This window comes from Paenibacillus sp. FSL P2-0322 (assembly GCF_037975315.1).
GTDB classification, from domain to species: Bacteria; Bacillota; Bacilli; order Paenibacillales; family Paenibacillaceae; genus Paenibacillus; species Paenibacillus polymyxa_B.
In genome coordinates this window covers 2,501,091-2,527,763 of record NZ_CP150243.1, presented here as the reverse complement: position 1 = coordinate 2,527,763, position 26,673 = coordinate 2,501,091, and the positions used below count along the sequence as shown (strand labels likewise).

Genomic DNA, 26,673 nt, shown 5'->3' with positions numbered 1-26,673 from the left:
TAATCTTTCATATAGTTTTAGTTTCAAACTCAAACGTACTGGCGCAATACTCCATCAGTTGGCAAAAGGAACGGTTATGTCCCAGAAAAAAAGACGACAGATCATAACGGTTGCGCTCAAGCTCGTAAACGACAAGCAAACGATGCCGCATATATCGCATCGCCCATTGCACGAACGCTCCGGATCTTTCGTCAGCCTTCATCGTTATATAAGCATATAGTGAATGGTCCTCCGGCTCGTCCCAAATGCTGACACCAGCACAGGAGAACTCGGTAGCCACGTGCTTTCGATTCAAAAGGCAAAGCGTGCCATGTAGCTCGGCATCTATCATACAGCCTTGAAAAAAAGCCGTTTTCTTAGGTGCAAGCTTTAACTTTGGACGCTCTGTCCACTGGACTAATTCAAGTTTTCGCCGGTTCCATAACGCAGGCTTTTGCAAACTTAACACGATTTCTTCATCGTTAACTGGAGAGATCATGCCGCAGCTCCTTTCATGAAGCCCTATATTCATTAGAATTACAGGCTCCGTTCAGGATGCAGGATCATTCAGGTTGCTATATAGCAAGCCTCAAATTATCTAGTTTCACGATGGATCGTGTACTTTTTCAGACGCGGAGAGTATTTTTTCATTTCAAGACGCTCCGGATGATTTCTTTTGTTCTTGGTTGTTGTATAGTTGCGATCACCGGATTCGGTGCATGCCAAGGTAACAATTACGCGCATTTCTCTTCCTCCTTAATTGGAATACATGGTATACAATTACAATAGTAATTTTTACGATTAGTTCTATTCTATAATTCATGCTCCGCTTTGTCAACCTTAGAGTCACGGTTTGTCGCTTCTTCTACCGTGTTCCAGCGATTACGGTACTGTGCAAGCTTCGGATGAAGTTCCTGGGGTTCGCTCGAAAGCAGCAATCTGACATTTCTAATCCATTCTCCAAACGATGCATAGGAAGCGCACAAATTTGCAGTTTCAGGACTCATGTACAAAAAAAGTGGGGTCGTATACTTTTCCGCCAAAAAACGGATGGCTGCTTCAATCGGCGTATACTTTTTACGCTTACCTTCCCAACTCTCAATCACAACAGCACTCAAAGCCTGCTCCCGCTGCCACTCTCCCAGCTCGTCCACCCGCTTGTAATACGAACGTACCGGCTGCTTCCACATTCTTCTGACGGTTTCTTCATGTAGCGGATACAGCACCAGCTTTGTAAAAGATAATGCAGCCCCCGTTTCGGCAAAAAGCTCCAGCTCTCTGGCTGTAATCTGCTCGAACGTATCATAGTAAACCATGGTCCCTTTATGCGTCTCGATCGGAGGCTCATAACCATAGGGCACATATTGAAGGTTTCTTGTCATGCTGGACACTCCGTCCTTCCATAGATGAACTTTTCCTTCTATATTATACCCTTGTTTTGGCATGAGTTTGCATCAAATGTTTATCCTTGTTCAACAGCAGGCGTATTACGGCGTGAACCCCTTCGGAATTGCAACGCATAAAGTCCCATCGTCACAAGCGCAATCAGTGCAAGCACCGTAAAAATATTGCTAAAATTGAACACCTGCACATTAGATACGACAGGATTCAAATGAAAGGACGACGAACTATCCAGCGTTTTGCCCAAAATACTTGTCGTGATCGCTCCGGCAATGAAATTCAGCAGAGATAGCAGCCCCATTCCAACACCAATCTGGTCTTTCGACAAGGTACGAGAAATCGTGTTGGACATGGCAATTTGCATGAAGGTCTGACCTACGTTTCCGAAAATAAGCAAAAATAAAATCAGATACGGAGATGCACCCACAAACGTAGACAAGCTGATAAAACAGATGAACAAAAGCGATACAGCTGTATAGACGAGAAACGAATTTCCTTTACTATCCGCCAAACGCCCCCCTCTTTTACCCAATAGAGCCGAAGCAATAGCAGCCGGAAACATAACCAGTCCAATTATTGCCGGCGTAAGCTGATTGAGACTGTTCAGAAACTGCGGTGCCAAGTACGGCAATCCAAAGCTAATCCCCGTCCCTAAAAAAGCGATAAGGAGCCCGTATGAATATTGCTTGTTACGGAACAGCTTCGGCTGGATGAATGGATCATGCGCAGTGTTAATGCGCCATATAAACAGTGCAAATAACACCATACCGAGCAGAAAAAACATCATATTGGTTTGCGAAATCGAAAGTAACAAGAAGGCTACTGTTCCACCCAGCAATAATCCACCAAGAAAATCGAACTTCTGATCCTCTCCACGCTGATCGTCCAAATATTTACGAAAGAACGGCAATGCGATCAGTGGCAGCATGGAAATGACGAACAAAAAACGCCAGCTTGCAAAGCCTGTGATCAAACCGGAAATAATCGGAGCCAGTGCAGTACCTAACGCCAAGCCGATTGCTGTGACACCCAAAGCACGTCCTCTTTTTTCAGCCGAGAAATAACGGACTGGGACGATCATAGCAGTTGCCGGAATAACAGCAGCCCCTGCAGCCTGAAGCAAACGAGCTACAATGAGCATCCAAAATTGATTGGCCAACAGTCCAATAAGCGAACCCAGTGCAAAAAAGATAATCCCAAACGTCAGCAAATCCTTAAGACGATATTTATCTGCCAATTTGCCGTAGGTCACTGAACCAACCGCATACACAATCATATAGCCAGTCAGCAACCAACTTACATCGGAAGCACTAATATGAAACTCCTCCCGAATCACAGGCATAACGACATTAAACATAAAAGCGTTCATCACTGAAAAAACAAGTGTGAAAGCCAACACACGCATAAGCTTATCCGCATTGGGATAAGTTTGTTCATTTATCATTTGGTTTTCTCCCTCTCCTGTAAACCTCTTATCTAAGATCGTATTTCACTGCTTTTGAATATCCCTATCCGGGCAAACTCTCTATATATCCGCTCAAACGCGGGTGTTCGCATAACGGTAATCGTGGAGAATTTTTTTAAGCAGGCCGCGCAGCGTCTCCGATTCTCCGACAGATAACGTTTCACCTACCGAGCTTTTAATTGCCTCAATGGTACGTTCAGCTGTCTTGTGAATCTCCAAACCTTCCTCAGTCAAATAGATTTGCTTCATTCGTGCATCTTCCGGGTGACTTTTGCGTACTGCCCAGTTTTTCTTAACGATCCCGTTAACCAGGCTGGTAACGCTTGATTTATCAATAAGCAATAGCTTTTCCAAATCCGTATTGGTGACTCCAGGCGACATCGCCAGTATATAGAGCGTCTGCGATTGTGGGGAGGTGAGCCCCAAAGGGCGCAGTGCTGTTTCAATTTCGCGCCGGACGGTAGTGAAAATCCATTTAATTAAATACATCGTACTCTCTTCCTCCCAAGGAAGACAAACGGGATACACCTCACTTCCCATCTCACTACTAACCTCCATATCTATCTAATTTCAATAGTTTGAATTCCAACTAATTTTAATCAGCTGCCTAGTTGGTGTCAATACTTTCGTAAAATGATGTTTTATTAGATAAGGTGAATTTCAAATTTTGAATTCATCCTTTATGGAAATATAGGCATAATAAAAGACGAGCCCTTGAAGGAAACCCGTCTTTTACTTCATTCATCATTCATTACTGTTTTATTGTTGCTTAGTCTGCAGTTTTCACTTGAACTAGCGGATATTCTTCTCCATCAACGGTAACCGTACTAGCATCATTCAGCTCCAGCCGTTGCCAAATGGTCAACAGCGTACGATAAGGATACTTCTTCAGATCATACTCCGATGGTGCGTCAGTGTCTGTGTTGGTTCCATTACCACTACCCTCAGTAGAAATCTCTGAAGTCGAGCCTCCGTCCGTATTGTCTGTCACTGCTCCAGACTGATCGCCGCTTTTTCCGCTGGATGTACCACCACGAGCTGTGGAACCACTGTCCGTGGATTGTCCATCTGCTGTCGTGCTTTTTGTGGTGGGGTTCCCAATATTTACGTCACTGGATGGATCATTGTTCGCTTTAATGGCTACTTCCTTGTCGTTCTGTTCAGCAAGCGTAAAATTTTCGTATAAGTGCTCCTGTTGATCCGCCCCGACAATGACGAGCTTCTTAGGCTTAAATTCTGCCTGCTCTGTCGATGTCTGAAACGCAAACAACAGCTTGACCATTTTCGTAGTGGACTTGGTATTAGGCACATGTGTCACTATCGCCGTAGGCTCCTCTTTTACGGGCACTGTAGGCTCTACAGGCTGTTGTACAGGCTTCGGAGCAGCAACAGGCGCAGGTGTGTCAACAGATCCGATCACTCCGGTTGCTTTAAGGCCACCTAGCGTACCTACAATGACAATCAGCACAATCCCGGAAATCACCCCACCTTTACGGAAACGACGAAGTGTTTTGACCAAGGGCGTGTCCGTCTCCCGCTTTGCTGCCAAATAGAAATTTTTAAAAGCAGGCTTTGCAGGTTCAAAATATTGACGCCACAGCGTTTTTTTGTGCAATCCCTCTCGTCCTTCCTTTTGGAAGAATAGAAGTAGCGCACGTCGATACGCCGGTTCGAAACCGCCACGTGGAGTAGCAAACTCGGGGTGTTCCTCTGACCATCGGATAAAACGGTACATCGTATCGTTATCCTTCGCCCATTTGCGGATCGAACCGACTAGGCGAGCGAAGTCCAATATTCCTTCTCCCGGCCCGTCAGAACGATAGAAAGCAGGCAACAGACGGGCAAAATGGCCTTCCGCAAGCTGCTGGGGCAGCCAGCCATAAGCCCAATCCTGTACCTTTTCTACTTCGCCAGGCTCCAGGCCGTCCAGCACCGACGGTTCCGGTTCCTCTGTATTAAACCAATCGTAAGCCGCAATCAATCGCACTGCTTGTCCCTTGAGAGGAGCAGGCAGCTTTCCAACCCACTGCACCAAATCGGGCCGTGTAAAAAAGGGAATCTGTACGACCTGATCGGGTGATATCTCTTTTAGCTCTACTTCGGTAAGTAAATACCGATCCGACGCTTCCTGCAAGCGCTCTGTCAATCCAGATTGCTCCAACGGGGACAGTTTGCCTACGGCAGAGTTGCTGTCCCATTGACGCAAGCGTTGGTGAATGGCAGCCACAGCCTCTACTGGTTTTCTTTCGGCACGCAGTCTGCCCATCAGCGCAGATTCTGCCAAAAGCTGAAAATCGGCATTCGCCGACACTTCGATATACCGACTGCCCCATTCGTGCACAACAGCCAGCAGTCCCTTGGCATCCGGTGTTCTTTTCATCTGACTGTCCATGTAGGGAATGAACAGCATTTTTGTAAGTGCTGGATTACCCAACACTTTCGTAAAATATGCCTTGCCTAATGATGGATTTTCTTCAATCGTATGATAAATATACGTGACTGCTTCCGTATTTCTGGCAGTATAAGCATTGTTTAGCGAACGGATTAAATATTCCACCAACCGATTTTCGCTGCTGCGTGCATGAACTTTATAATAGTCCTTGAAACTATCGACTAGACCTACGTCTGGAATATATCCATCCTTCACCCGATCAAATTCATGATCAAAAAACGACAGAAACAGATCATTCAGCCTCATTTTACGTGGCAGCGCATCGGGTGGCGATAAATAATCAGTCAAGCTTCGTAACACAGCGATTCGTTGTTCGTTGTATAATGCCCGCTCTCCCTGCTCAATTCTGTACAACGTAATGAGCTCATGATAGCTGGATGGCGTCAAATCACGCCCGGCCTCCATACCTGTCAGCATTTGCTCGGCAAATTTGAAGAAATCGTCCGGCGTCTCACCATTCAGCAACGTACGAACAATCCAGTCAAAATACGGCTGTCTCACCTGCTCTGCATCCACATTAAGTATTCGACTATGGTTAGACAGGTCAAATACAAAGTCCTTTTCCACATTCCGATCACCGGGACGCAAACTAAAAGGCTCAACGAACATCAAGTGAATGCCTTTTCTGCTGTTCGGTTCCTGTGCATATGTAAGAAATCCGAGTCTGTTACGAAATGCATAAGGCAGTGCCGCATACAGCACACCCAGTAGCTGCTTGGCTGAAGATCCGACCGCTTCTACAGGAACATTCAGCGCTACATATACCTTTTTGCGACCTGCTGCGGACATCATGACTGCGTATAAAAGCTGTTTGAACACTTCTTCGCTCAGCTGTAATTGAGTCAGCACTGTAGACGGGTCAACAGCCGGAAATACACTTCCACCCGGTAGACGCTCCAATTCCGGCAAATCCGTTCCCTGCTCAATATCATAGGTATCAACAAAGGATGTGTTCAGCCACTGCTTATAGTCAGACGGAGATTCACCATGTCCGGCTGGAATCACATAGTTGTGCGTGAAAAAGGCGCTCCGCAGCCCAGTAAAATCCGCGGCCTTATAAATACTGCGGCCAAGCACTACATCCCCGGACTCCGTCCGTACCAGATGTATAGCTTCCGGATAGACGCTTTCCTGTTTCTCACCACGCGCCGTCAAAGCAGCAGGCGCATCATATACACATAAGGGATGGAGCACCTTTTTAATAAAAGAAGCATCCAATCCTTTGGAATTAGCCACTGTATCGAAGCCTTCCGTAGAACGGAAAATACCACGCCGTTCCCGTGTGTACATCTGCTGTTGTATTAAATGAGAGGTAGAATAACTCACTGTGATTCTCTCCCCTCAATGTACTTCAACTTATAAAGCAGCCAAATGAATGGCTCATCCACACGGATCGGACTAACCAACCCTTGCAGCTTTTGCTCCACCGGATTGCTACCCAGCGCGGAAACTGCGAAATAGGCCGTATCCGTAAAATATACATCCATCGTGCCCTTGAACGGCTTATCCACCTTTTCGATGAAGCGTCGAACTTCGCCATCAATGTTCGCGAACTCATCCAAATCCATATATTTGCGATGCTCCATCGGATTAAAAATATTGCTGTTCGTCTTGATGTATGTGCCTTCTTCATCTGCCAACGCAGTAAGCATATCACTTTTGGTCAGGACGACAGCGGTCGGAATGTCCGTTTTCCCTTTTTCCTGATAAGCGATAAAATCGCCGAACATCGTAAGTACGACATCACGCGGTTCATCATATTGCGAGACCCATTCACCCGGCTTATCGCCAAGGTTAATCTTAATGCGCTCCCGAATAGAGCGGATTTGCAGTGGATCGACCATAAAGAGAATACCTGCAGAATTCTTAATATGCTGTCCATGCAGTCCCAGATAGTCCTGATCTACCATTCCCTCACCGGCGACATCAAAAAATACCAGCGTCAGTGGCGGCTTTTCCTCATCCTTAAATACAAACTGGAAGATAAAAGGCTCCTGCATCTTTTCTTTTTGTGTCGATGTAAGCAGATCCCCTCGTTCAAATAGGGGTTCCTCATACATGGTGCGGAACTTTCGGCTGATCTCTGCATTGAGCGGCATGCAAGCCGCGTCAAAATGATCGGCCGTAACATGCTGCAACGTGTGAATCAGTGAGGTCATATAAACAGATTTCCCCGCCTGCGAAGCTCCAATGATCGAAATGATATTGCTAGGCACCTTACCCGCGGTCACGGGCAGTTCGTTATGGCAGTGCGGGCACAGTCGGTGACGCGTCAGCTCGCCATAACGGTCGGTCAGTCCTGTCAGTACATGATCAGAATACAATCGATGTTCCTCAGGGACATCATGGGGATGCAAAATCGCCTCCATATCATGCACACTGTCCAAACCAAAACGCTCCCGATATTTGTTCAACAGCTCATCTTCACCCAAAGCGTAGTCCTCGTCATCTTCACGGTGATGAGAAGCACGGAATACCACTTCCTCCGGGGAAAATTTACTAAAGCAATAAGGGCACACAATATCATAAAATAACGGCCTTGGCGCTGCCTGTGGCTTTCTTCTGAATAAATTGCTAAGAAAACTCATCGGTTGCGGCCTCCTTTCATTCAGGGACTAATTCATATACCGTGCCATATTTCTGGCCATCCGTAAAAAACAGCCGCACATATTCATCTCCCCCCACTTCAACAGAGGGTAAAACATTCCGTCCCGCGGCAAAAGGTGCCGTGAACGGATACAAGGTTCCATCGTCCCGGTCTGCTGGATAACCCCCGCGCTTCTTCACGTAGCAAAGCGCCTCTTGCGGGACAGGAACTTCGGCTGTCACCTGAATCTGGACGGTTTTGCGGCTGCGAAACCAGCTTTTTTTATGGTGAACTGCATATCTGATTTTAGCCCTCCCCGTGCTCAACTCCAGTTGGTTGGCTCCGTCTTGCTGACGGATCACGTAAGTGTCTCCATCCTCCCGAACAGCTGGATATACGATATACCGCACGCGTCCAATGCCTTCAATTCGGTCACGATAGCTGCCAGCAGCCTTATACTCCTCGCGTGTAAAAAGTTTTAGGCTTGAAAAAGGCGGTAAAACTTCACCTTCATTTTGCCCATTCACACCTGCATCGGCTGATTGTTTCGCAATATATACCACGGCTGCGCCCTCAGGCCACTGCCAGCGTAACACAACCCGGTTGTCATCAATTTTGTGGCTCAGCTCCGAAATAATAGGATCACCGGGCTGTGCTTCCCTATACTGCATAAGTTCCAGCCTCCCGTTCTAAAATCCACTGCTGCGTCGATTGCGCGTCGGGGCTTCCGGTGCCCCTCTCCGGCGTCCTGATGGCGCACCCTGACTTCCTCCACCGGAAGATCGGCGAGTATTTTCCGCAATCGGCAGAACAAGCGAAAAGACAGCAATAAGGGCTGCCAGTACGAGCGCTGCCACCAAACGAATCATCAAGTCGCCTATAGGCGAGCCAGATAGTCCCTTTTCCAAAATAAAACCAGCGAGCAAGCCTGCCGGGACTCCTCCAATCGCAAAATTCCGTGCGAGAAAACGGTTATCGAACATCAGCCCAAGAGCCAATCCCAATAAAGCGCCGATAATGACCAGCGCCGTTACGCGATAAATGGCAAAATACAGACTGTCGGCATACTCACCTGTCCGCTCCGTTACCAGTGTGCGATCACCGATTTTGTTATATATTTTTCCGAACGCCTGAGTAAGTCCTTGGGCATTGGCTACATTAGAATAAGTTCCGCCCGTCAGGTCAGCAATATTTTGCAATAAGGCTATACCATCCGACTCTGCCAGTTTCAGCCCGATCGTATTAATCGGAATCTGGCGGGCGATATAAGGAGCCAATGCTGTCTGGGTATCCAGATCGCTAAAGCCATCAGAGAGCATGATAACGAGAGAACCTTTTTCTGCATTACCTTGGGTTTCAATCTCTTTGATCGTCTCGTCCAAAGCAAGCCCGATCTCTGTACCGCCTGACATTATAGTCTGCATACTATCGATTTTGGAATAAACCGCTTGCTTCTCTGCATCTGTGCCAATGGGAGTAAATGGCTGAACCAACTGCGCAGCAGATTCAAATGAAACAATGGCTACCCGCTTGTCTCCATCCATTTGGCCAATCAGACTCTTGGCAGCCGTTAGGCGCTCATTATCGGGATCTGTTTGCTGCATACTCCCGGAATTATCAATCACAAGCACGAGGTCCTGTACGCTCTTGCGCCCTTCAGGGTTAACCTGATAGCCCAACTCCAATAGCAGACCTGCCACGAACAACATCACTAGTGTAGCAGGCACCAGTAACTTCCAGGATAACCCGGAGTAGCGCTGCCGCCATGAATGCCCATTTAACTGTGGCGAAATTAGTTCGCCAATCAGACAACCTAGGCCAATGCACAGTGCCATGATGCCAAAATACAGCCCAATCACGACGATATGCGGCCAGTGCCCTATCAATTTGTGAAGAATAAGCTCTCCCAAGATGAAGCCTACTACAGCACCCAACAAGCCGAACAGTAATAGGAGAACGTTAAATTTACGTTGCTTCATAAGAATCGTTGCTTCCTTCCATCATTAAAGTAGGATTAATATGTGGCTACCGCAATTCCGGCAACCGGTCCACGTCGATTCCGTGAAACACGAAACCATTCGCAGTATATGTCTCATAATACGTTTTGCCGTTGCGGTAAACCATCAGATCCTCCAGATGGAAGCCGCCCATCAAATGCAGCTTTTCCACCCCGCTGCTGCGACGCTCATGTACAAAACCCAGCTTGTAAATACGCGAAGTAATGTCCACATCCATCGCATAAGGAAGAAATTCGCCTTCGTAGTCACCAAAGAAGTACTTTTCTTCATACCGATGCTCATGGGTATAGTCGAGCAAACGTACGTTAATTCCACCATGTTCCTCTAACGTTTGATACAGTTTCTTAAACAGCTCATCCTTCGGAACGACCAGCCGATTTTCATATGCAGCAGCTACATTGGCACGCCGCAATAATTCTTCTTCGAAGGTCTGATTAAACGGCTGTGAACTGAGAATCAAGGTTCGACAGGTCTGCGTAAGTCGATCCACCAATGCGGACAGGCCCCCGTCCAGCAATCCGGATACAGGCCCCATATGCCGGGTATCAAAGAATATAGATTTTCCCCGCTTGCTTTCCAGCTCACGCATGACATCCTCCGTCACACGCTCGTAATACTCGAACAGGTTTTGACCTGTGTAACTATCAGCCTGCCGAATACTATCCGTTGCAGCTTGATGCAGTTCACGCTCCAGGCTGGAAAGCTGTACTGTAATATGCTTCGCCTGTGCATGCCATTTCTCTAGTGCCAGTTCATAGCGACGAAGCAGCTCCAAATCCGCTTGAATCCGCAGCATGTGCAGCTTGTGCCCGTAAACCGTCTCGGTCAGGTAACGGATCAAGCTACGCACATTATGCTTATCCATGAGTGGCAGTCGTTGAAAAGGCTGGTCCTCCACCTGACCGCTATACAGGGTGTCCAGTTCAGCGGTACTAATCTGCAAGTCATTGGACGTATCCCGAATCAGCCCCCGAATGGCCGTAAGCACATTTCCTGTTTTATTTTCATCCGTCCAGTCTGTCAACTCGAATAAGCCGATTTCAGGATATTCCTTGGAAGCTGCATTCACAGCCAACTGCAGACCTGATTCCGCCTGAAAATCTCCCAACCGTTTGTGCATAATCCGTTCACAGTTATCGCGGAAAAAGGCTTCGCAGCCCTGACCGAACAAGGCTTCCTCCGCCTCACGTAATGTCATGCGCTTCAAGGAGCCGTAGCTGGCTCCGCTGGTCATCAGTGCGCTCATGTCCGTGATCGCCTCATTACCAGGAACGAGATCATTTCGCGTGCGACCGCGTTTAGCAGCATCTAAACCAAAATAATTCAGCTTATCGCGTATGTCCCACTCCTGCTCTGTTCTCATACGCTCTAGCAGCTTTACATAAAAGTGATACAGCACCGTGAGTGCGATTGACTGGTTAGGGCGGTTGACTCGGGAAAATCCAGCCGACACATAACCCTGCCGCCCGGATTCCGTCATGATGTTGTTTTTAAACGATGTATTGTTGTATCCCCCATCCTGTGACCGATAGGAATCTCCTGCCTGATAGCGGTTTTTAAGAAGCTGAATGTGGCAAATGATGTCACAGCTTTCCCGCAGGCTATTCGGCACCGTTACGCCGCGTTCGTTCTTGTCGGACAGCACATAGACGAGATCGAACAACGGTGATGGAGCATGGGATACTGGAATGGTCAATTTGTCCTCGGTCATATGAAGCGGTGCCGTAAACGTATACTCTGGACTCTGGATATAGTCCAGCTCCCGCATGAAAGCAACGGACGTTGCACTACTGTAGCCGAATTGGACAGCCTGATCGCTTTCATTCACCAACACATACAGATCCATTTGTACCGATTTAAAAGACTGTGCAAAAATATACTCCGCCAACAGCGTAATTTCAGGGATTAATACGTTCATGGGGTCATCCGCTGTCGTCAAAATCGACAAATGGACACGCTCGAACGAAGAATACAACCGACCGTAATCTGCCAGATGTCCACTAGCCCGGCGCAACGCGGTGTTAAGCTCAATTAGCTGCGATTCATGTGTATAAAAAGCCTGGTGCAAGTCACGGCGTATCGTTTGGTGGCCACTTTCCTCCGGTACCGCTATCGTATGAACAATAGCATCCACCGAACGATCTACAGCCGCATGTTCTTCCTGCGAGCGGATCTGAATATACGTTACTCCCGTGCTGTTATCCCACTTGGTCCGGTTGATATCTGCAATGGTGTTCATCACTGGGTTCATGCGATCACCGATAAAAAGAAACACGGACGGGAAATGGATGCTACTGCGTCCATCCCCGCTTCCGATTAATTGGTCCTCTGCGGCTGCATAGTCAGCCGCATAACGTAACAGCTGCTCTCTCATACTTTACTTCAACTTTCTGCGGATGTCGTTTAATTTTCCAGCCATTTGAGCATAGAATGCATAAAGTTCCGCTCCGTTAGCCAGCTCCACCTTTTCATATTCCAATTGATTGCGGGCCTCTGTGTAAATCGCAGCCAGTTCGTCCAGCTTCGACAGCAATGGTGTAATATCCTCAGATGAAGTCAATACAGCATCACGGCGATCCGCCTTGCGCATTAGAGCAGCAAATTTCTTTTCTTCCAAACCACGGAAGTTTGTAAACACTTCAAACTCCACATAATTACGGCTCTTCATGACATTGGCAAATGGCTCCCAAGCCTCTTCCTCTTCGTCGCGATCATAGACGTACAAAGCACCTTTTTTCGTAATCGTGTCCGTATAGAGTGCCTGAATGAACTGATCCAGCCATTTTTCTTCATCCTGATATTTGCCCAGCAAAGCTTCCAATTCAGCGGCTTTCGCTTCAATTAGTGTATATTTCGCCAGTTCTTCACGAACCACCTGTGTTAATTCTGGTGAACGGATCAGGTTTTCCTTCGCCATCTCTTCATTGATGCTGCCAAAGATGTCCTTGCTTCCGGCCTGCTCCAGCCCTTCAGCCAGCAGACGTTTCAACTCAGACCATGCTCTTTTGACTTCACCCAAATTCGGCTTGGATTCCTGCAAGCGCATATCGTAGCCTGCCAGCATCGCATTCAGATCTAGCGCATGTGAACGGATTACAGTGAAGCGGCTGCTCGTATTCTGATCGACATCCTTTTCCCGAATCACGCCAAGTGACTTGGCACGGTCAAAATCATTACGAATGCGGGCATTGTAAGCTTGCACACGCGAATTGACGTAAGTTTCGCCCCATGACTTTTCAGGAATCGGCGACGGCAGATTAGTCCAATTGTTCTGACCTGTTTGCACCAGATGACGGCCAATACCTTCGCGGTCAAGAATCGTTTTTTCATAGCTTTCTTCATACACTTTGAGCGGCGTATATACAAACAGAGGAACACCATTACGCGTATTGAGCCAGAAAATCCGGTTACGAACTTGACTCTCTTTAATAGTAAAGTGTGATTTGCCAATTGCATTATTTTGATAATTGCGAACGCCTTTCAGGATATTAGGTGACTGTACAGGTACTGAAACGAATCCCCATGATGGGAAGTACAAGTTGCCAGAGCTATTGCTCAAATGGAACACAGGTACAGCTTCCTCATCCAGTTTGCTCGCAATGTAGCGCTCCACAAATTTTTCAATGGCTTCATCTTGCCCGTATTTCATGACGAGGAAATCCTCCATGGAACGGGTAATGAGATCACCGAACTTATCAGTCAAGAAGTTGGAGATTGAGCTAATGATGTCCATATCCTGATCCTTCACCCATTGATCTGAATTTTCCAGCAATTCTTGGGCAAAATCACGAATCAAATCATCACCGTTGCGGTTGTCCAGCAGCTTGGTCACAACTTCAGAAATATCCGGTACACTTACCAGATTCCAATAGTACGTTTTATTACCTTTGTGATCGGACTGTTCCTCGCCGTTAATCAGCAGATCGCCATTCTTCTCGAAAATTGCGCTCAATGCGTTCAAAATTTCAGTAAATACATTATAAATGCGGCTATTTTCCTTGTTCAACAGGTCATACAGGTCTTCATAAAATTCAATGAGCTGCTCTGTACGTTCCACATCAGCCCGCAGCCAATATTCGTTAATTTTCGCTTCAATGTACGCATTTTTCTTTTTATCCTTGGACACAAACGCGCTCTTGGCATCGCCCAGCTTTTCGTTCGCCTGCTCACGCGCCCATTCAATGTCCGTTGGAATACGGTGCAGTGATTCACGCAACGTCTCAACATATGACAGCAGCATTTTCAGCAAGCTAAATCCTTTTTCAGTATAAATCATGCGGGATACATAAAACGGCCCTTGCTCAGGATGCAGAAACATCCGGCGGATTTGGTCCGTAAACTGTCCTGTAATTTCGCCAGGAAGCTGTTTCTTCGCTTTGATATACTCTTCGCGGGCACGCGTCAGGAACGTTTGCTCCAGCTCGGTGTCCATATTGACAACTTGCATTTTAACAACATTGCTATAACTCAACCGTTCACTGTTTTCAAAGCCCGGAAGCGGCTCAGGTACACGGGATTCAAAGTTTTTGATCATGCTATCCAGATCCACGCCCAGCTTGCGGGCAAACTTCTCTACATCCTCTTGATTTGGCGATTGCTCAAACATTTTGGACATTTTGCCAAACATTCGATAGGCCAGATATGTCGTCATTTCCTCCATTGGCAGTACCGCCGAGGAAGCCCCGATAATATTGTAATCGTAGTTTGCCGGATAGGCCTTATTCATTTGTGCGATGTTGGTACGGATATTGCTGATATAGTCATGAATGGCAAACTCTTCACCTGACTGTTTTTCCTCACTCGCCATAAAGTTGGTGATGTTCTCGGCGGTGACATTCATGCAGTAATCATAAGCATTTTCCAACAGCTTGCCTTCCGTATTCGTGGCCGAAATGAGATGACACAGATTAAACGGCGGAAGCGGCGAGTTCACGGTCAAAATATTTCCGTACTGCTGTTTAAAGCGTTCACCACGGCTGTCTACATTCATCCAATAGTCCAGTTCTTTCAGTGCAGCATAGCCGTTCTTTTTAATATATTCACGTGTATGCTCGCTCAGGCTTTTGTTCGCTAAATTAATATCCGGTGTAAACAGATAACCTAATGTATTTACACGGTCTACACCTGCAGAGCCATAGTCACGCTCAATAATTCCTCGGACGATATATGAGATATCGAGGAAAGTGCCGCTTCCTGTACCGCCGGACAAACCGGACAGCAAGAACACCATGAGCTTCTTGTTGGTGCCTTCAGACAAGGTTTTGATTTTTTTATCAATACTTTGTACGACCTGATTGATTTTGGTGAACAGCAGTAATCGTCCTGCCTGACGTACCCCTGCCGCCCCGTTCATACCATCGGTAATGCTCAGCTCTGGAGACAGCCAATCGGTAATGTACGGCTCAAGAATGCTGCGGTTTTGCAGCAATCCGCCGATTTCCGCATTGGATAGCAATACAAACTCATTGATGGGGTCCAAACCAATCCCCTTGTATTTTTTGTTACGGTCTTGTTCATTCGTTTCAAAAGCGAGAAATTCCACATTGTCCGGTTTATCGCTCTTTTTCTTGGAGATCGGATCTGCTGGAAGCTTGAATCTGCGGTTAATTTGATATTTCAAGCGGAGAAGGGCATCAATTCCCGTGCCTCCGAGTCCGATAATTAAAATAGGATTATCAATAGTATCAACTCTGATCTTATCGCTTACGATCCCCCCGCCGAGTGATACGTCTAATTGTTGGATATGCTCTCTAACTACTGGTTTCATAGATATGACCTCCTAAGGGTTCGTTTAGCTGTTTACTGAAATAAATTCCAGTAAAATGGTTTTGTCCACACTGGCTAACGGGATGGTCAGACGATCACCGTTTTTGAGTTCAAGACCGTTGCCTGTGTCTACAGCCCGTCCGGATTTCTCAATCGTAATCTCGGGGGTACTGCGCACAATGATACGATCCTGATTGGCTGGTGTGAACACGACCTTGTCGGTTCCAGCAAATTCCGGTGCCAGTTGCAGCAACTGGTGCAGATTAAATTTGCCCCGGAAGGTGTTCAGCTTCTTGTATTGTGGATACGTTTTTTCGCCAGTGTTCTCATCCCGGATTTCCAGTACGATTTGACCGACAAAGCCACGGTTGGCCTTTTTGACAGCCTTCCAGATGAAATATGCGGCAACCAGCAGAATGAGCAGCCCCAGCCCTAAAAGAATGAGTGGCATTAGCTTGGACTTTTCAGCAGGTGTTGTTGGCTGTGTCGTGCCCGTATTCGTACCGCTCGTCGCCCCTGCTTTAGCACTGATGGTTACAGGCTGTGTTTCACGGTAGAAGCTCTTCTCCTCTGCTCTAACGGTTAGTTCGTAGTCATGCTCATCTGGAATCGTATAGCTACCGGTAAAAGAATCCCCTGCATTGGTTAACGGCACCTCATTCGTTGTACCGGAATCCAGATCCTTGACCTTCAGAACAGCATTCATATTCGCATACAATTCCTGATCCTGAAGCTGCTGGCTATTGCTCGTCAGGTAGGAACGAATTTGAACTGCATCGCCTTTTTTGTATGATTTGGCGGACGGTGCGTCCATTTTCAGCTCCAGATCGTAGTTAAACACCAGATTAATATCAATCTGATCCTGCTGGACTCCCTTGACTTGGAGCTTCCAGTCACCAGCCACAGGCTTGAGCAGTTTAATCAGCGAGTAGCTTTTGGACTTGGACAGCAGCACATCGCTCGAAGGAATCGGCTTGGTGTTGCCCGACGGGTCTATCAGTCTCGCATCCACCGGTTTCGAGGACATGATCGAAATGTTAGCCTCCAGCACACTATCGTTCGGTACGGTTACCGTTACATCCTGATAGTCGCCGTTTGCCGTAATGGACTGCAAAGGCACCACTTTCAACTTCAAATTGCTGGCGAAAATTTCACTTAAAATGTTCGGCAAGTCATCCGCTGAGCTTGTAATAAAGGACTTGCCGCCCGTTTGCTGCGCTATGTCGGCAAGCTTGTTTTTATTCAGCTTCCCATCTGCATTCAAGCCGATGGTGTAGATCGGAACGCCGCTATTTTTAGCCTCGGCTACAGCCTGTGCCATATCCTGATCGGATTGGCTTTCGGTTCTGCCTGTCGTCTTATTAAAATCGTTGTTACCGTCGGCCAACATGACGATCATAGGCGCATGTCCAGCTGTTTTACCATCTTGCAAAATGCGGATCGCTTCCTTGACACCCACGGAGGTGTCAGTATACGCCCCCCGGTTCAGTCCGTCAATAAACGTCTTCAGTTCCTGCTTATCCGCTTCGGATGTAATATTAAGCAAGGCTTTCTCGCGCTGTACGACATCCGTATACGCTACAATCCCGACCTTGTCATTTTGCGTCGACAGCATATCAATGAACATTTTCATGGCTTCATTGCCAATTTTCCCAGGATCACTGGTGTTCATTGAATTACTTACATCGACGACCAGCACCGCATCCACCTTAGAAGCAGAGGGCGAAGCGGCATTCGCCATCTGTGGCTGCCATGCCAAAATCGAGGTCATGATCATTGTACATATGATTCCGATGACCAAAAACCATTTTCTGTCTCTACTAAACATCGCTTGTACCCCTTTGCCGGTTAATTCTCATTCTAAATTACAGTTGTACTCCCCTACTATTAAATTATAATGAGTTTTACATGAGCGCCAGCTGAAAATACTGCCCGAATGGTCTGAATCCAACCAAAAAGCCTGTTATACCGCGTGATTTTACCAATATCCTGCAGTAATGATATAATTATACCCCAACAAGGGCAATCGGGCACCAGCCTTCTCCTTTATACGACAAAAATGACAGTAGCGAAACCCGCCCATGTAAAATATTGAAGTAAAAATCCAAGCAGAAAGAGGAAGTACACTATGATCTCATACGGATGTCTGGCGATTATGTTTCTTTTTGTCGCCATCAAATCACTAATTTACTATATACATAAAAAACGCGCCCCGTCGATTACACAAATCGACACCGAGCTTCTGGCACTGCTGAACCGGAGAAGTGAGCGCAATGAATAGTTCCAAACAAGCTGTACAATTTCGCCCATTTACCCGCACAGAGCACGCCTTCCAAAAGCTAAGAGTCTGCAAGCGTTGTGGACAATTCACCGCCCTTTGGGAAGAGAAATGTACATCATGTGGTCGGGATACACTAGTTCCTGTAGAGCAATATGCCAAACTTAGAGCCAAACGTTATTTTCGTAAAGACCTTGCCGTCGGCGTCATATTGCTGGCCGCTACTGTTTTTTTCGGCCACTCGCAGCAACAAATGTTTCTATGCGGTATCGTCGGTGCGTTCTTTCTGCTGCCCTTGGTGCTTCTACAGCAGGGTATTTATCCTTATGAACAGCGTAGGCAGCTTATACGTCTGTTCAGAGGTCGTATAGGGCAGATCCAGGAAGGACTAAACGTTAATCATAAAAACGCGGTTGCCCTGCGGCAGCTCAGTGAGCGTGTCTCCTATGAAATGCTGCGTGAGATGGCTGTACTCATTCACAATGATCGGATAAGGCTCCAGCAGGTCGCCCTGCTGCAATCTTTTGTTCTCCGCAAAGACATGGAATTAACGCTCGATCCTCTCCTGATCAAGAGCTTCGAGCCGCTTATGGTCAGATATATCGGAGAGATTGCCAGACTCAATCGTGAGCTGATCAAGGACCGGACATTCCGATACGTAGTCTTTTATGAGCGCCGTATTCTGGAATTGGCAGGGGGCGAAGATATTCTCGTCCGCGTAGCCAGTGCAGCTGTCCGTAAAAAGCGCTACGTAGTCACCCATGCCGCTTTCATTTCCAGATATGTACGCAAACTGCCAAAGGAACGAGTCCAGCGTTTATATCATATCATTCAAGAGAATCCGTTAGAACCCTTTGGAGATTTGGCCGATGAAGTAAAGATCATGTACCTGATGGAGCAGTATAAAAACTGATCTGTCCTAACGCCCTTCTATATATGACGTCATCCCGATCACAAATCACTGCAATGAATCAGCAAAAAACCGTCAGGATCGCCTGGGTGGTATCATCCCCTTCAAGTAGACACTCTAAAAAAACCTTGTGTGTTACCATGAGGGTATGAGTGAACCTGGAGGGGATTTTCGTATGGCTAACCAACTCAAAGTTTGGGTGAAGAAGGTTCGAAATGCTGAACCGCTCGATTGGCGCAAGGGTTCATCCAGCCCGATGAAGGGGCGTACACGTACCTCCTTTTCCAGTATCAAAGAAGAACGAGATTACTTGATAGCTCAGGGGTGGACTACTTAAAAAGCGATATTCAAATCTGGTGACGGAGCGAAGCTCAGCGGTTTCAGGATAAACTCAAAAAGCGCGCCCCGATCGAGTATCGGCACGCGCTTGCAGCTTAGCTTTTTTCATTCGTCTACTTGACAGGGGTATGACTACTTGAAGGATTCATTTTATTCCTCTTGGTACAAACTTGTTTTTATTAAGATTCAGGCAAGCTCTGTCCTCCGTCAATAATAATTGTTTGTCCCGTGATGAAGCCAGCCTCCTTAGAGGCAAGAAATGCAGCTGCATGTCCCATTTCTTCAACGGTTCCAAACCGTTTCAATGGAATAGCTGGAAGCATGGTTTCAATGTATTCTGGGAAGGTTTGTATCATTTCAGTCATTGTATTACCGGGCATGATCGCATTGATTGTAATACCAAACGGAGCTAACTCAAGCGCTGCACTGCGAATAAAACCGAGTTGGGCAGCCTTACTGGCACCGTAATGCGACCATCCTACAAATCCTGTCGCCGGCCCCGTAATCGAAGATGTTAACACCACTCTTCCATATTCAGCTTTTTTTAAGAATGGCAGACAAGCCTGTACAGAAAATAAAGCTCCACGCACATTAGTATTCATCACGCTATCCCATTCTTCAGCAACCATTTCTTCAATTGTAGTCATAGGGGCAATACCTGAGTTAGCACACAACACATCAATGCCGCTAAAGGCCACCGATACTGAATGTGCCATCATTTCCATAGAAGATCGATCCGTGACATCACCTCTAAAGCCTTGCGCGTATCCACCGGATGCTCTGATTTCGGCAGCGCATATCTCGGCCTCATCTAGGTTACGAGAAATAATGGCTACTTTAGCTCCCTTTTCAGCAAAGACTTTGGCGATTCCTTTACCAATCCCCTTACTCGAACCAGTTACAATAACCGACTTGTTTTCAAATGAATTTTCCATTATGTTTTCCCTCCTTCGGAGAGAGCATTTGCTCTCTAAATAGATCAAAAAAATATCTTATAATAATATTAATAGAATGCATGACTAGATTAATCTTTTCCTGTGCACTTAACGTGCCTCTCCCTGGACAGAAGAAGGATTCAAAACGTTTATGATGATATTCACATTTTTTAGCTTTGTCAATAAAGTGGACGCACAAGGCTACTTCCATATCTCGACATGGTTGAGCTCTCTTGAAGGAGTTTTGATTTGTCTCACGTTAAGGGGTCAGTCCCCCTCCCCAACTCCGGACGTTTTTTTATTTTAGGATTATCGTGTCTAATTAGCTGTCTTCTTTATTGGCCTTGCAGTTTTTGCTGCGCATGTCTGATGGAAGTAAAGTTAAAAGCACGCACTCCCTTGCTGTCATACACAATAATCTCTTTATTCAAATATGGGTGTAAACCATTAAAATATCCAGGCATAATCAGTCTGCGCATAAATAGGTTTTTACCCAACATACGGGGGGAATTGGTCGCTACGACAAGCATTTGCTGGGTTGCAGACCATGGGCTAGGTTGAATATATGACAGACAATACTCGCCTGCCGTAAAATCGCCGCCCAATGTATACCCTTCCTCCGTACATGTAATTTGCAGATCAGCTTGGTGCTTCTGAAGCAGCTCATGTCTGGACAAGCCCGAAGTGACACATATCACGTTGCTATCAGCCAGTGCTTCCTCTGTAATATCATTGGAAGACACCACCGGATAATGAACACCGATATACGGATTCCAAGTCGCTGTTCGTGGGCTAGCCAAGGCGTTCGCCGTCCGTCTCACCGCCTGCTCTTCCTCCGGTGTAGCATAGCTGGATGGAAGGACAATGTGAAGACGATCCATATAAACGTCAAGCACACCCATACCATGGCTCAAAACGTTTCTTCCCACGCTTTTCGAATCCACAATTTCCTTTTTGGCATCCGATTCTTTTGAAAAGCATTCACTGCTTTCTTCCTCCCGTTCGGCAATCAAACGGTATTCAGGTGAGGGACGTTTATGTGAGTGTGTTTTAACAAAGCGAAAGCGGCTGTATTCCCGCAAGTCCAACACGAAAATACGGGCTCCGATACGAACTTGGGCCAATTCCAAGGGCATGACCTCTTGAGAAAGATGAATGATAAATTCTTCGGCGTGAACTGCCTCAATATCCAACTCACCTGTGGCACTCATTTCACCGTACAACTCGGCATATTCCTCATTTTCATCCATTCGCGTCAGTTCCAGCCAGTAAGCCCGGTTATGTCTGCCCCGTTCCGTCCGATAGGCAATACGCTGAGGTACGACATCCCTTTTCCATTGCATAAGCCAACCCAGTACGCCGTCCAGAAGTCTCAGCTCATGCGTATCCCAGTGATTAGACTGCCGCTCTACGACACCTTTAAAATGATCAGATGGAAGCTCTGTTACAGGGGCTGTGTATGCTTGTGCAAATAAGTAATCCTGATCTCCGCATACATTCAATATTGGCATATTCAACAGATTTATCAGATGCTTGGGATGTGGCGCTCCAGAGATAACCGCAATAGCCGCAAACCGAGAAGGATAAGCCTGTGCCATCGCCCAGGCCGCATATGCTCCGTTCGAATAACCCGTCAGATAGATCCGCTCTTCGTCCACTCGGTACGCTTGCAGTATGACATCCAGCGCCTCCAAAAAAGCAGCTTCTCCAATATAACTGCCCAACGTTACACCACGGCATGAAAAAGTAACGAATATAGCTTCCTCTTCCCAGCCTTGCCCAAAACCTCGATTCTGAAAATCCGGCAAGCCCAGTTCATATCGCTTGCCTGGCATCAGAACGATCAGAGGATACTGTCGGTCAGTCGAATAGCTTCTGGGAAGCTGAATGGTATAGCGTTGCAAACTATTATCCAAACGGGAGACAAAAAATCCTTCCCCAATTCCGTCATTAGACAAAAAGGTGTGTTCTTCTTGAAGTAAGGACGGGGAGTGTGACTGTTCGGCATGTCCACACGTGAAGATTTGTTTTAATAGCTTGATATATTCACGTACAACCCGGTAATCCCAGATTTCAAAAGGATCTTCCGGCAAATCCGTTAACCTTTTTAATTCCTCAAGCAGGCCCTCTATTTGTATTTTCTGCGCAGAATGAAGAATATCTATAGCGCGGGCTTGAATGTACCGGTCATACTCTTCCTGCAAGCCCTCCACGACGACTGACAAAGGCCGCACAAGTGCCGAATACACAAAATGATGCTCCACAGCCTCATGATCCCGATATGTAACGGTGAAGTGCAGCATTCCCGTATTCCTGGCCTTTTCCTCGTCCCAGTCATAGCTTTGCTCCTGCTCCCAATGTGCTGGAAAGCGATCCAGCTTCATGCCTTCATCATTCGTTACCTCGACCCATAACGTTTGATCTAAGGGAAGATCTATCCGATCCTTACGCAGTAAATAAAATAAGATCGGGCTGTCTTCACCCTCCCTGCCAGCACTTTTCTCAACCTCTAACCAAGCCATATGAAAACGTATATTACGCTCTACAAATTCACGTTGCAGTTCTGTCACATCTGGTTCGTCGCATACCTGATTTCCACTGATACGAATAGAGCGGGCCTCCTCGGGAATAAACGCAGCAATGATAACTACCGTGTGATCGCCTTCCTCCAGATACAAGCGAAAAGGACCGGATTCCGCATATACCAGTGTGCCATCTATCCAAATTTGTCCCGTTCCTTCAAAGGGTCTGAAAATCACTTCCTGTGCAGCCATACAACGAAGATTTGAAACCAGCAAAAGCCTTTCTTGTTCGGCCAAAGGCGGAAAAACACCTAGATTTAGTTCGGCAGTCCGAGGATCCAGCTCGGTCAATAATCGGCAAGTTGCCTTTCCTCCGGCTGAAAGCTCTACTCCTTCTTCATCACAAGCCTTTTCCAAATTCCATTCCTCATGGGCAAAATAACTTGTCCATTCCCTGCCCACACCGCAATTTTCCGGGAGCATGACCGGACCGACTGCATAAGCAGACCTCAGACGTACCGGATGATCCGACAGCACAGTTGTTGCTTTTTCCAGATGTGTGAACCTCATAACATTCCCCCTCCAGGTTTTTGTTTCCTCAGAGACGTAGTCGCGGTTATATTCCGTTTAACATTCAATTTAACTATATAAAACTATTCGTTATTACCTCTACGTACTCCTCTGTTCTTCTCAAAAAAGTAGCTATGATAAAACAAAAAAAACGAAGAAAGCAGAGTGCTTCACTTCGTTATTAAAAATTTCTATATCTAAAAACCTATTTAATGCTGCCATGATTGTTGCTAACAATACTAGGGTATAGTATGTTTAGGGTGAAGTTACTATTTTAAAAATGTGCATAACTCGCTTGAATTTGCTTTTCCAACTTAATGCGTTCTAACTTTAGCTCCCAAATCTGTTCGCTCCACGAGTTTCGATCCGCCGCGTTATTACTATTTCGTAAGAGATCAAACAACCTCAGCAATTCATCGTTAATCTGATCAAAATGCCGCCACAGCGTATTAATCTCAGAATCTTTAGTCTCTTTGCCATTCTCCAGCAATTGATGCCGCAGGGCTTCTTTGAGCTCCTGTTGCCACTCTATATCGTTCAATTGTTTCGCATAATTAAGAAGATCCAGATAGTCATCTACCTGCAGGTAACTGCGTGTTTTTATCTGTTTCATAGGGTCTCTCTCCTTATGGCTCAATCTATTACCAAGTATTATACTCGGTTATTAAGGGAAAGCAATACTTTATTCTACAATACACAAAAAAAGAGGCAGCCTCAGCTACCTCTCTTGAACATTACGATTATTTTCTTACAATGCTGCCTGCAAATCTTCGATCAAATCTTCCAGATCTTCAATCCCAACCGAAATCCGCACCAAACCTTCGGTAATACCTAGCTCTGCACGACGTTCTACTGGAATAGAGGCGTGCGTCATACGTGCCGGAACACTAATCAGACTTTCAACCGCTCCCAAGCTTTCAGCCAGTGTAAAATATTTCACCTTTTTCAGAAGTGCAACCGCGTTAGCGTCGCTACCTACATCAAAGGAAATGATGCCGCCAAAGCCTTCGGCCTGGATTTTGGACAGTTCATGCTGTGCATGGCTTTCCAGTCCAGGATAGTACACTTTGCTAACCTTCGGATGTTTTTCCAAAAAGGCTGCAATTTCCTTCGCATTTTGCTCAATCGCTTCCATACGCAGACCCAATGTTTTAATACCTCGGATCAATAACCAAGAATCTTGCGGGCCGAGAATAGCACCAATGGCGTTTTGCAGAAAATGAAGTTGTTCTCCCAGCTCGTCGCTGTTCACAACAGCCAGACCTGCTACAACATCGCTATGGCCGCCCAAATACTTGGTAGCAGAGTGAATGACGATATCAGCCCCAAGTGTAATTGGCGTCTGCCAATAAGGGGTAGCAAATGTGTTGTCGACGATCAATAAAAGATCATGTTTTTTTACAAGCTCCGAAACAGCGCGGATATCCGTAACCTTCAAAAGCGGGTTCGTTGGCGTTTCGACATACAATGCCTTCGTATTCGGACGAATTGCTTTGGAGATGGCTTCCAGGTCAGTCGTATCCACAAATGTGGACTCAATTCCGATACGGCTGAGGACTTTGCTTACAATACGGTAGGTGCCTCCGTATACATCATCGGTCAGCAAAATATGATCCCCTGCATTAAACAGTGAAAATACCGCATGGATTGCTGCCATACCCGAACCGAAAGCAAAACCACGCTTTCCTTCCTCCAGATCCTTGATCAGCTCCTCCAGAGCAAACCGGGTCGGATTGCCTGTACGCGAATATTCGTATCCCTTATGGACGCCAATTTCCTCTTGCTCATAAGTGCTTACCTGATAAATAGGAACGTTAACCGCGCCTGTATGGGGATCGGTAGGAAGCCCGCCGTGAATCAGTTTTGTTTTGCGTTTCATTTTATATCCCGCCTTCATATATTTTTTTGCTCAGATAACGTTCGCTGCTATCCGGGAAAATGGTAACAATATGTGCGCCATCCGGTGCATTTTCGGCTTCCAGTAAAGCGGCATGTAAAGCAGACCCTGAAGAACTGCCAACGAGAAGACCTTCACGTGCAGCCAGTTCCTTGACACGGTCAAAAGCATCAACATCGCTAATGGTGTGAATGGCATTAAAATATCCTTTATCCACAAATTCAGGGATTAATTCCATGCCAATTCCTTCCGTTTTATGTGGACCTGACTCGCCGCCATTCAAAATGGACCCTTCCGGCTCCACGATGACCGTTTTAAGGGCTGCATTTTGTTCCTTAAGATAACGCGAGGTTCCCATAAACGTTCCCCCCGAGCCTGCACCTGCCACAAATACGTCCACTTTGCCGTCCAGATCGTTCCATATTTCAGGTCCCATTGTCGTATAATATGCCTCGGGATTATCCGGATTACTGAATTGCCGTGGCAAGTATGCATCTTTTATTTCAGCAGCCAATTCTTTTGTTTTTTCGATAGCTCCTTTCATCCCCTCACTTGTCGGGGTATGAACGATGCGTGCTCCCAATGCCTTCATCAGGTCCTGCTTCTCTTGGCTGAACTTCTCAGGCACAGCAAAAATAACCGAGATATTATAATGAAGCGCCGCCATCGCAAGACCAATACCTGCGTTGCCTGCTGTTGCTTCAATTAATGTCCCACCTGGCTTCAGCTGACCTGTTTTTAATGCTTTTTCAATTAGAGCCTTACCTACCCGATCCTTTACGCTGCCGCCGGGATTCATAAACTCCAGCTTCGCAAACAGGCGAATTCCTCTCGGTAGAGAATAGCTGTTCAGCTCCACTAATGGCGTACGTCCGATGAGTTCAAGGGTATTTTGATATACATTCATAATTTCAAGCTCCTTTTAATGGCGAATCCAAAATAAACCAATGGTCAAAAATTAACGCCTATTGTCGGAGAAGTTCGCTATCATCTCCGAGAAAACACAGTAATACGGTAAGTATTGATGCAATAAGATTTTATGTGTATTTGAAGCTTTTGTCAAATGGACCAGTCACAATACCCACACACCCTGCCTGCTTGCTCGATATGATAGAGAAGATGTCACAAAATATCCCCGTGCAACATAAGAAGGAGTTCATATATGGGAAAGCAATTTCTGAAGATAGCTGCCGTATATTTTGCCCTCAGTGTGCTGCTTAGTGTAATTATTGGCGTGTCGGGTGATTACAGTCTGTCCAATGTTCAGTCTCATATCCATTTGTTAGGTTGGATTGCACTTGGAATTATAGGTCTGATCTATGTGACCTTTCCTGCACTTTCAGTTACTATTCTGGCACATATCCATTTTTGGATGCATAATATCGGTCTGCCTGTGTTGATATTGGCGATTATAGGTGAAATTTACGAGGTTCCAGAGGCTGGAGTGTGGATCACCATAGGGTGGGTGTTACTCGCGGGGGGGACTGTGCTGTTTATGGTGAATGTGTGGGATAGACTGCGCTAGAGCAAATAAGTTCTCTTCATTTGACCATA

The 26,673-nt window shown here is 46.4% G+C and carries 21 protein-coding genes; 4 read left to right on the top strand and 17 right to left on the bottom strand.

Annotated features, from left to right (window positions below):
- Positions 1-7: 7 nt before the first annotated feature.
- The 12 genes from MKY24_RS11355 to MKY24_RS11300 all read right to left on the bottom strand — a co-directional run bounded on the left by MKY24_RS11355 (position 8) and on the right by MKY24_RS11300 (position 17,496).
- On the bottom strand, positions 8-478 hold the full coding sequence (locus tag MKY24_RS11355; protein WP_023988396.1) for a hypothetical protein: 471 nt from the start codon (positions 476-478) through the stop codon (positions 8-10).
- A gap of 95 nt (positions 479-573) precedes the next feature.
- Positions 574-723, bottom strand: coding sequence for a 50S ribosomal protein L33 (gene rpmG, locus MKY24_RS11350; RefSeq protein ID WP_007430271.1), 150 nt, complete (start codon positions 721-723; stop codon positions 574-576).
- A 68-nt stretch (positions 724-791) separates the two neighbouring features.
- Positions 792-1,361 carry a hypothetical protein gene (locus MKY24_RS11345; RefSeq protein ID WP_053325330.1) on the bottom strand — a complete coding sequence of 190 codons (570 nt, stop codon included), beginning with the start codon at positions 1,359-1,361 and terminating at the stop codon, positions 792-794.
- A gap of 80 nt (positions 1,362-1,441) precedes the next feature.
- A complete protein-coding gene (locus tag MKY24_RS11340; RefSeq protein WP_028542356.1) occupies positions 1,442-2,824 on the bottom strand; it encodes an MFS transporter in 1,383 nt (460 codons plus the stop codon).
- Positions 2,825-2,917: 93 nt separating this feature from the next.
- Positions 2,918-3,385 (bottom strand): MarR family transcriptional regulator, encoded by a 468-nt coding sequence (locus MKY24_RS11335; protein WP_023988393.1) that lies wholly within the window; start codon positions 3,383-3,385, stop codon positions 2,918-2,920.
- Between the two features lie 229 nt (positions 3,386-3,614).
- The gene (locus tag MKY24_RS11330; protein ID WP_339201981.1) at positions 3,615-6,623 is read right to left on the bottom strand and encodes a hypothetical protein; all 3,009 of its coding nucleotides are present in this window, start codon (positions 6,621-6,623) and stop codon (positions 3,615-3,617) included.
- Positions 6,620-7,885 (bottom strand): hypothetical protein, encoded by a 1,266-nt coding sequence (locus MKY24_RS11325; protein WP_023988391.1) that lies wholly within the window; start codon positions 7,883-7,885, stop codon positions 6,620-6,622. Before MKY24_RS11325 ends, MKY24_RS11330 begins: the two co-directional genes overlap by 4 nt.
- 16 nt (positions 7,886-7,901) lie before the next feature.
- On the bottom strand, positions 7,902-8,555 hold the full coding sequence (locus MKY24_RS11320; RefSeq protein WP_068940786.1) for a beta-mannanase: 654 nt from the start codon (positions 8,553-8,555) through the stop codon (positions 7,902-7,904).
- A gap of 18 nt (positions 8,556-8,573) precedes the next feature.
- Positions 8,574-9,863, bottom strand: coding sequence for a vWA domain-containing protein (locus MKY24_RS11315; RefSeq protein ID WP_023988389.1), 1,290 nt, complete (start codon positions 9,861-9,863; stop codon positions 8,574-8,576).
- Between the two features lie 46 nt (positions 9,864-9,909).
- Positions 9,910-12,276: a transcription initiation factor TFIID gene (locus MKY24_RS11310; protein ID WP_339201980.1), complete on the bottom strand. Its 2,367-nt coding sequence runs from the start codon at positions 12,274-12,276 to the stop codon at positions 9,910-9,912.
- A 3-nt stretch (positions 12,277-12,279) separates the two neighbouring features.
- Positions 12,280-15,669 (bottom strand): tubulin-like doman-containing protein, encoded by a 3,390-nt coding sequence (locus tag MKY24_RS11305; RefSeq protein WP_339201979.1) that lies wholly within the window; start codon positions 15,667-15,669, stop codon positions 12,280-12,282.
- 24 nt (positions 15,670-15,693) lie between these two features.
- A complete protein-coding gene (locus MKY24_RS11300; protein ID WP_023988386.1) occupies positions 15,694-17,496 on the bottom strand; it encodes a vWA domain-containing protein in 1,803 nt (600 codons plus the stop codon).
- Between the two features lie 300 nt (positions 17,497-17,796).
- Between MKY24_RS11300 and MKY24_RS11295 the strand changes: the two genes are divergently transcribed.
- The 3 genes from MKY24_RS11295 (at position 17,797) to MKY24_RS11285 (ending at position 19,193) form a co-directional block, all read left to right on the top strand.
- Positions 17,797-17,949 (top strand): hypothetical protein, encoded by a 153-nt coding sequence (locus MKY24_RS11295; protein WP_023988385.1) that lies wholly within the window; start codon positions 17,797-17,799, stop codon positions 17,947-17,949.
- Positions 17,942-18,859, top strand: coding sequence for a hypothetical protein (locus MKY24_RS11290; protein WP_023988384.1), 918 nt, complete (start codon positions 17,942-17,944; stop codon positions 18,857-18,859). Before MKY24_RS11295 ends, MKY24_RS11290 begins: the two co-directional genes overlap by 8 nt.
- Positions 18,860-19,031: 172 nt before the next feature.
- Positions 19,032-19,193 carry a hypothetical protein gene (locus tag MKY24_RS11285; RefSeq protein WP_023988383.1) on the top strand — a complete coding sequence of 54 codons (162 nt, stop codon included), beginning with the start codon at positions 19,032-19,034 and terminating at the stop codon, positions 19,191-19,193.
- 181 nt (positions 19,194-19,374) lie between these two features.
- Here MKY24_RS11285 and fabG read toward each other — a convergent pair whose 3' ends face one another.
- The 5 genes from fabG to MKY24_RS11260 all read right to left on the bottom strand — a co-directional run bounded on the left by fabG (position 19,375) and on the right by MKY24_RS11260 (position 26,026).
- On the bottom strand, positions 19,375-20,130 hold the full coding sequence (fabG, locus tag MKY24_RS11280) for a 3-oxoacyl-ACP reductase FabG (protein WP_068940776.1): 756 nt from the start codon (positions 20,128-20,130) through the stop codon (positions 19,375-19,377).
- A gap of 335 nt (positions 20,131-20,465) precedes the next feature.
- Entirely contained in the window at positions 20,466-23,222 is a 2,757-nt protein-coding gene (locus tag MKY24_RS11275) for a PHB depolymerase family esterase (protein WP_339201977.1), read from the bottom strand.
- A gap of 274 nt (positions 23,223-23,496) precedes the next feature.
- Positions 23,497-23,835, bottom strand: coding sequence for a hypothetical protein (locus tag MKY24_RS11270; RefSeq protein WP_023988379.1), 339 nt, complete (start codon positions 23,833-23,835; stop codon positions 23,497-23,499).
- A gap of 135 nt (positions 23,836-23,970) precedes the next feature.
- A complete protein-coding gene (locus MKY24_RS11265) occupies positions 23,971-25,101 on the bottom strand; it encodes a bifunctional cystathionine gamma-lyase/homocysteine desulfhydrase (RefSeq protein WP_025724184.1) in 1,131 nt (376 codons plus the stop codon).
- A 1-nt stretch (position 25,102) separates the two neighbouring features.
- Positions 25,103-26,026 carry a cysteine synthase family protein gene (locus tag MKY24_RS11260; RefSeq protein WP_023988377.1) on the bottom strand — a complete coding sequence of 308 codons (924 nt, stop codon included), beginning with the start codon at positions 26,024-26,026 and terminating at the stop codon, positions 25,103-25,105.
- A gap of 255 nt (positions 26,027-26,281) precedes the next feature.
- Between MKY24_RS11260 and MKY24_RS11255 the strand changes: the two genes are divergently transcribed.
- A complete protein-coding gene (locus MKY24_RS11255) occupies positions 26,282-26,644 on the top strand; it encodes a hypothetical protein (RefSeq protein ID WP_068940772.1) in 363 nt (120 codons plus the stop codon).
- The last annotated feature ends 29 nt before the right edge of the window (positions 26,645-26,673 follow it).

Excerpts from the sequence above, each read along its gene's own strand:
- MKY24_RS11260 (WP_023988377.1), bottom strand. The coding sequence starts at position 26,026 with ATGAATGTATATCAAAATACCCTTGAACTCATCGGACGTACGCCATTA.
- MKY24_RS11315 (WP_023988389.1), bottom strand. The coding sequence starts at position 9,863 with ATGAAGCAACGTAAATTTAACGTTCTCCTATTACTGTTCGGCTTGTTG.
- fabG (WP_068940776.1), bottom strand. The coding sequence starts at position 20,130 with ATGGAAAATTCATTTGAAAACAAGTCGGTTATTGTAACTGGTTCGAGT.
- MKY24_RS11345 (WP_053325330.1), bottom strand. The coding sequence starts at position 1,361 with ATGACAAGAAACCTTCAATATGTGCCCTATGGTTATGAGCCTCCGATC.
- MKY24_RS11265 (WP_025724184.1), bottom strand. The coding sequence starts at position 25,101 with ATGAAACGCAAAACAAAACTGATTCACGGCGGGCTTCCTACCGATCCC.
- MKY24_RS11270 (WP_023988379.1), bottom strand. The coding sequence starts at position 23,835 with ATGAAACAGATAAAAACACGCAGTTACCTGCAGGTAGATGACTATCTG.
- MKY24_RS11275 (WP_339201977.1), bottom strand. The coding sequence starts at position 23,222 with ATGAGGTTCACACATCTGGAAAAAGCAACAACTGTGCTGTCGGATCAT.
- MKY24_RS11285 (WP_023988383.1), top strand. The coding sequence starts at position 19,032 with ATGGCTAACCAACTCAAAGTTTGGGTGAAGAAGGTTCGAAATGCTGAA.
- rpmG (WP_007430271.1), bottom strand. The coding sequence starts at position 723 with ATGCGCGTAATTGTTACCTTGGCATGCACCGAATCCGGTGATCGCAAC.
- MKY24_RS11305 (WP_339201979.1), bottom strand. The coding sequence starts at position 15,669 with ATGAAACCAGTAGTTAGAGAGCATATCCAACAATTAGACGTATCACTC.
- MKY24_RS11335 (WP_023988393.1), bottom strand. The coding sequence starts at position 3,385 with ATGGGAAGTGAGGTGTATCCCGTTTGTCTTCCTTGGGAGGAAGAGAGT.
- MKY24_RS11295 (WP_023988385.1), top strand. The coding sequence starts at position 17,797 with ATGATCTCATACGGATGTCTGGCGATTATGTTTCTTTTTGTCGCCATC.
- MKY24_RS11300 (WP_023988386.1), bottom strand. The coding sequence starts at position 17,496 with ATGTTTAGTAGAGACAGAAAATGGTTTTTGGTCATCGGAATCATATGT.
- MKY24_RS11340 (WP_028542356.1), bottom strand. The coding sequence starts at position 2,824 with ATGATAAATGAACAAACTTATCCCAATGCGGATAAGCTTATGCGTGTG.
- MKY24_RS11310 (WP_339201980.1), bottom strand. The coding sequence starts at position 12,276 with ATGAGAGAGCAGCTGTTACGTTATGCGGCTGACTATGCAGCCGCAGAG.
- MKY24_RS11255 (WP_068940772.1), top strand. The coding sequence starts at position 26,282 with ATGGGAAAGCAATTTCTGAAGATAGCTGCCGTATATTTTGCCCTCAGT.
- MKY24_RS11290 (WP_023988384.1), top strand. The coding sequence starts at position 17,942 with ATGAATAGTTCCAAACAAGCTGTACAATTTCGCCCATTTACCCGCACA.
- MKY24_RS11320 (WP_068940786.1), bottom strand. The coding sequence starts at position 8,555 with ATGCAGTATAGGGAAGCACAGCCCGGTGATCCTATTATTTCGGAGCTG.
- MKY24_RS11355 (WP_023988396.1), bottom strand. The coding sequence starts at position 478 with ATGATCTCTCCAGTTAACGATGAAGAAATCGTGTTAAGTTTGCAAAAG.
- MKY24_RS11325 (WP_023988391.1), bottom strand. The coding sequence starts at position 7,885 with ATGAGTTTTCTTAGCAATTTATTCAGAAGAAAGCCACAGGCAGCGCCA.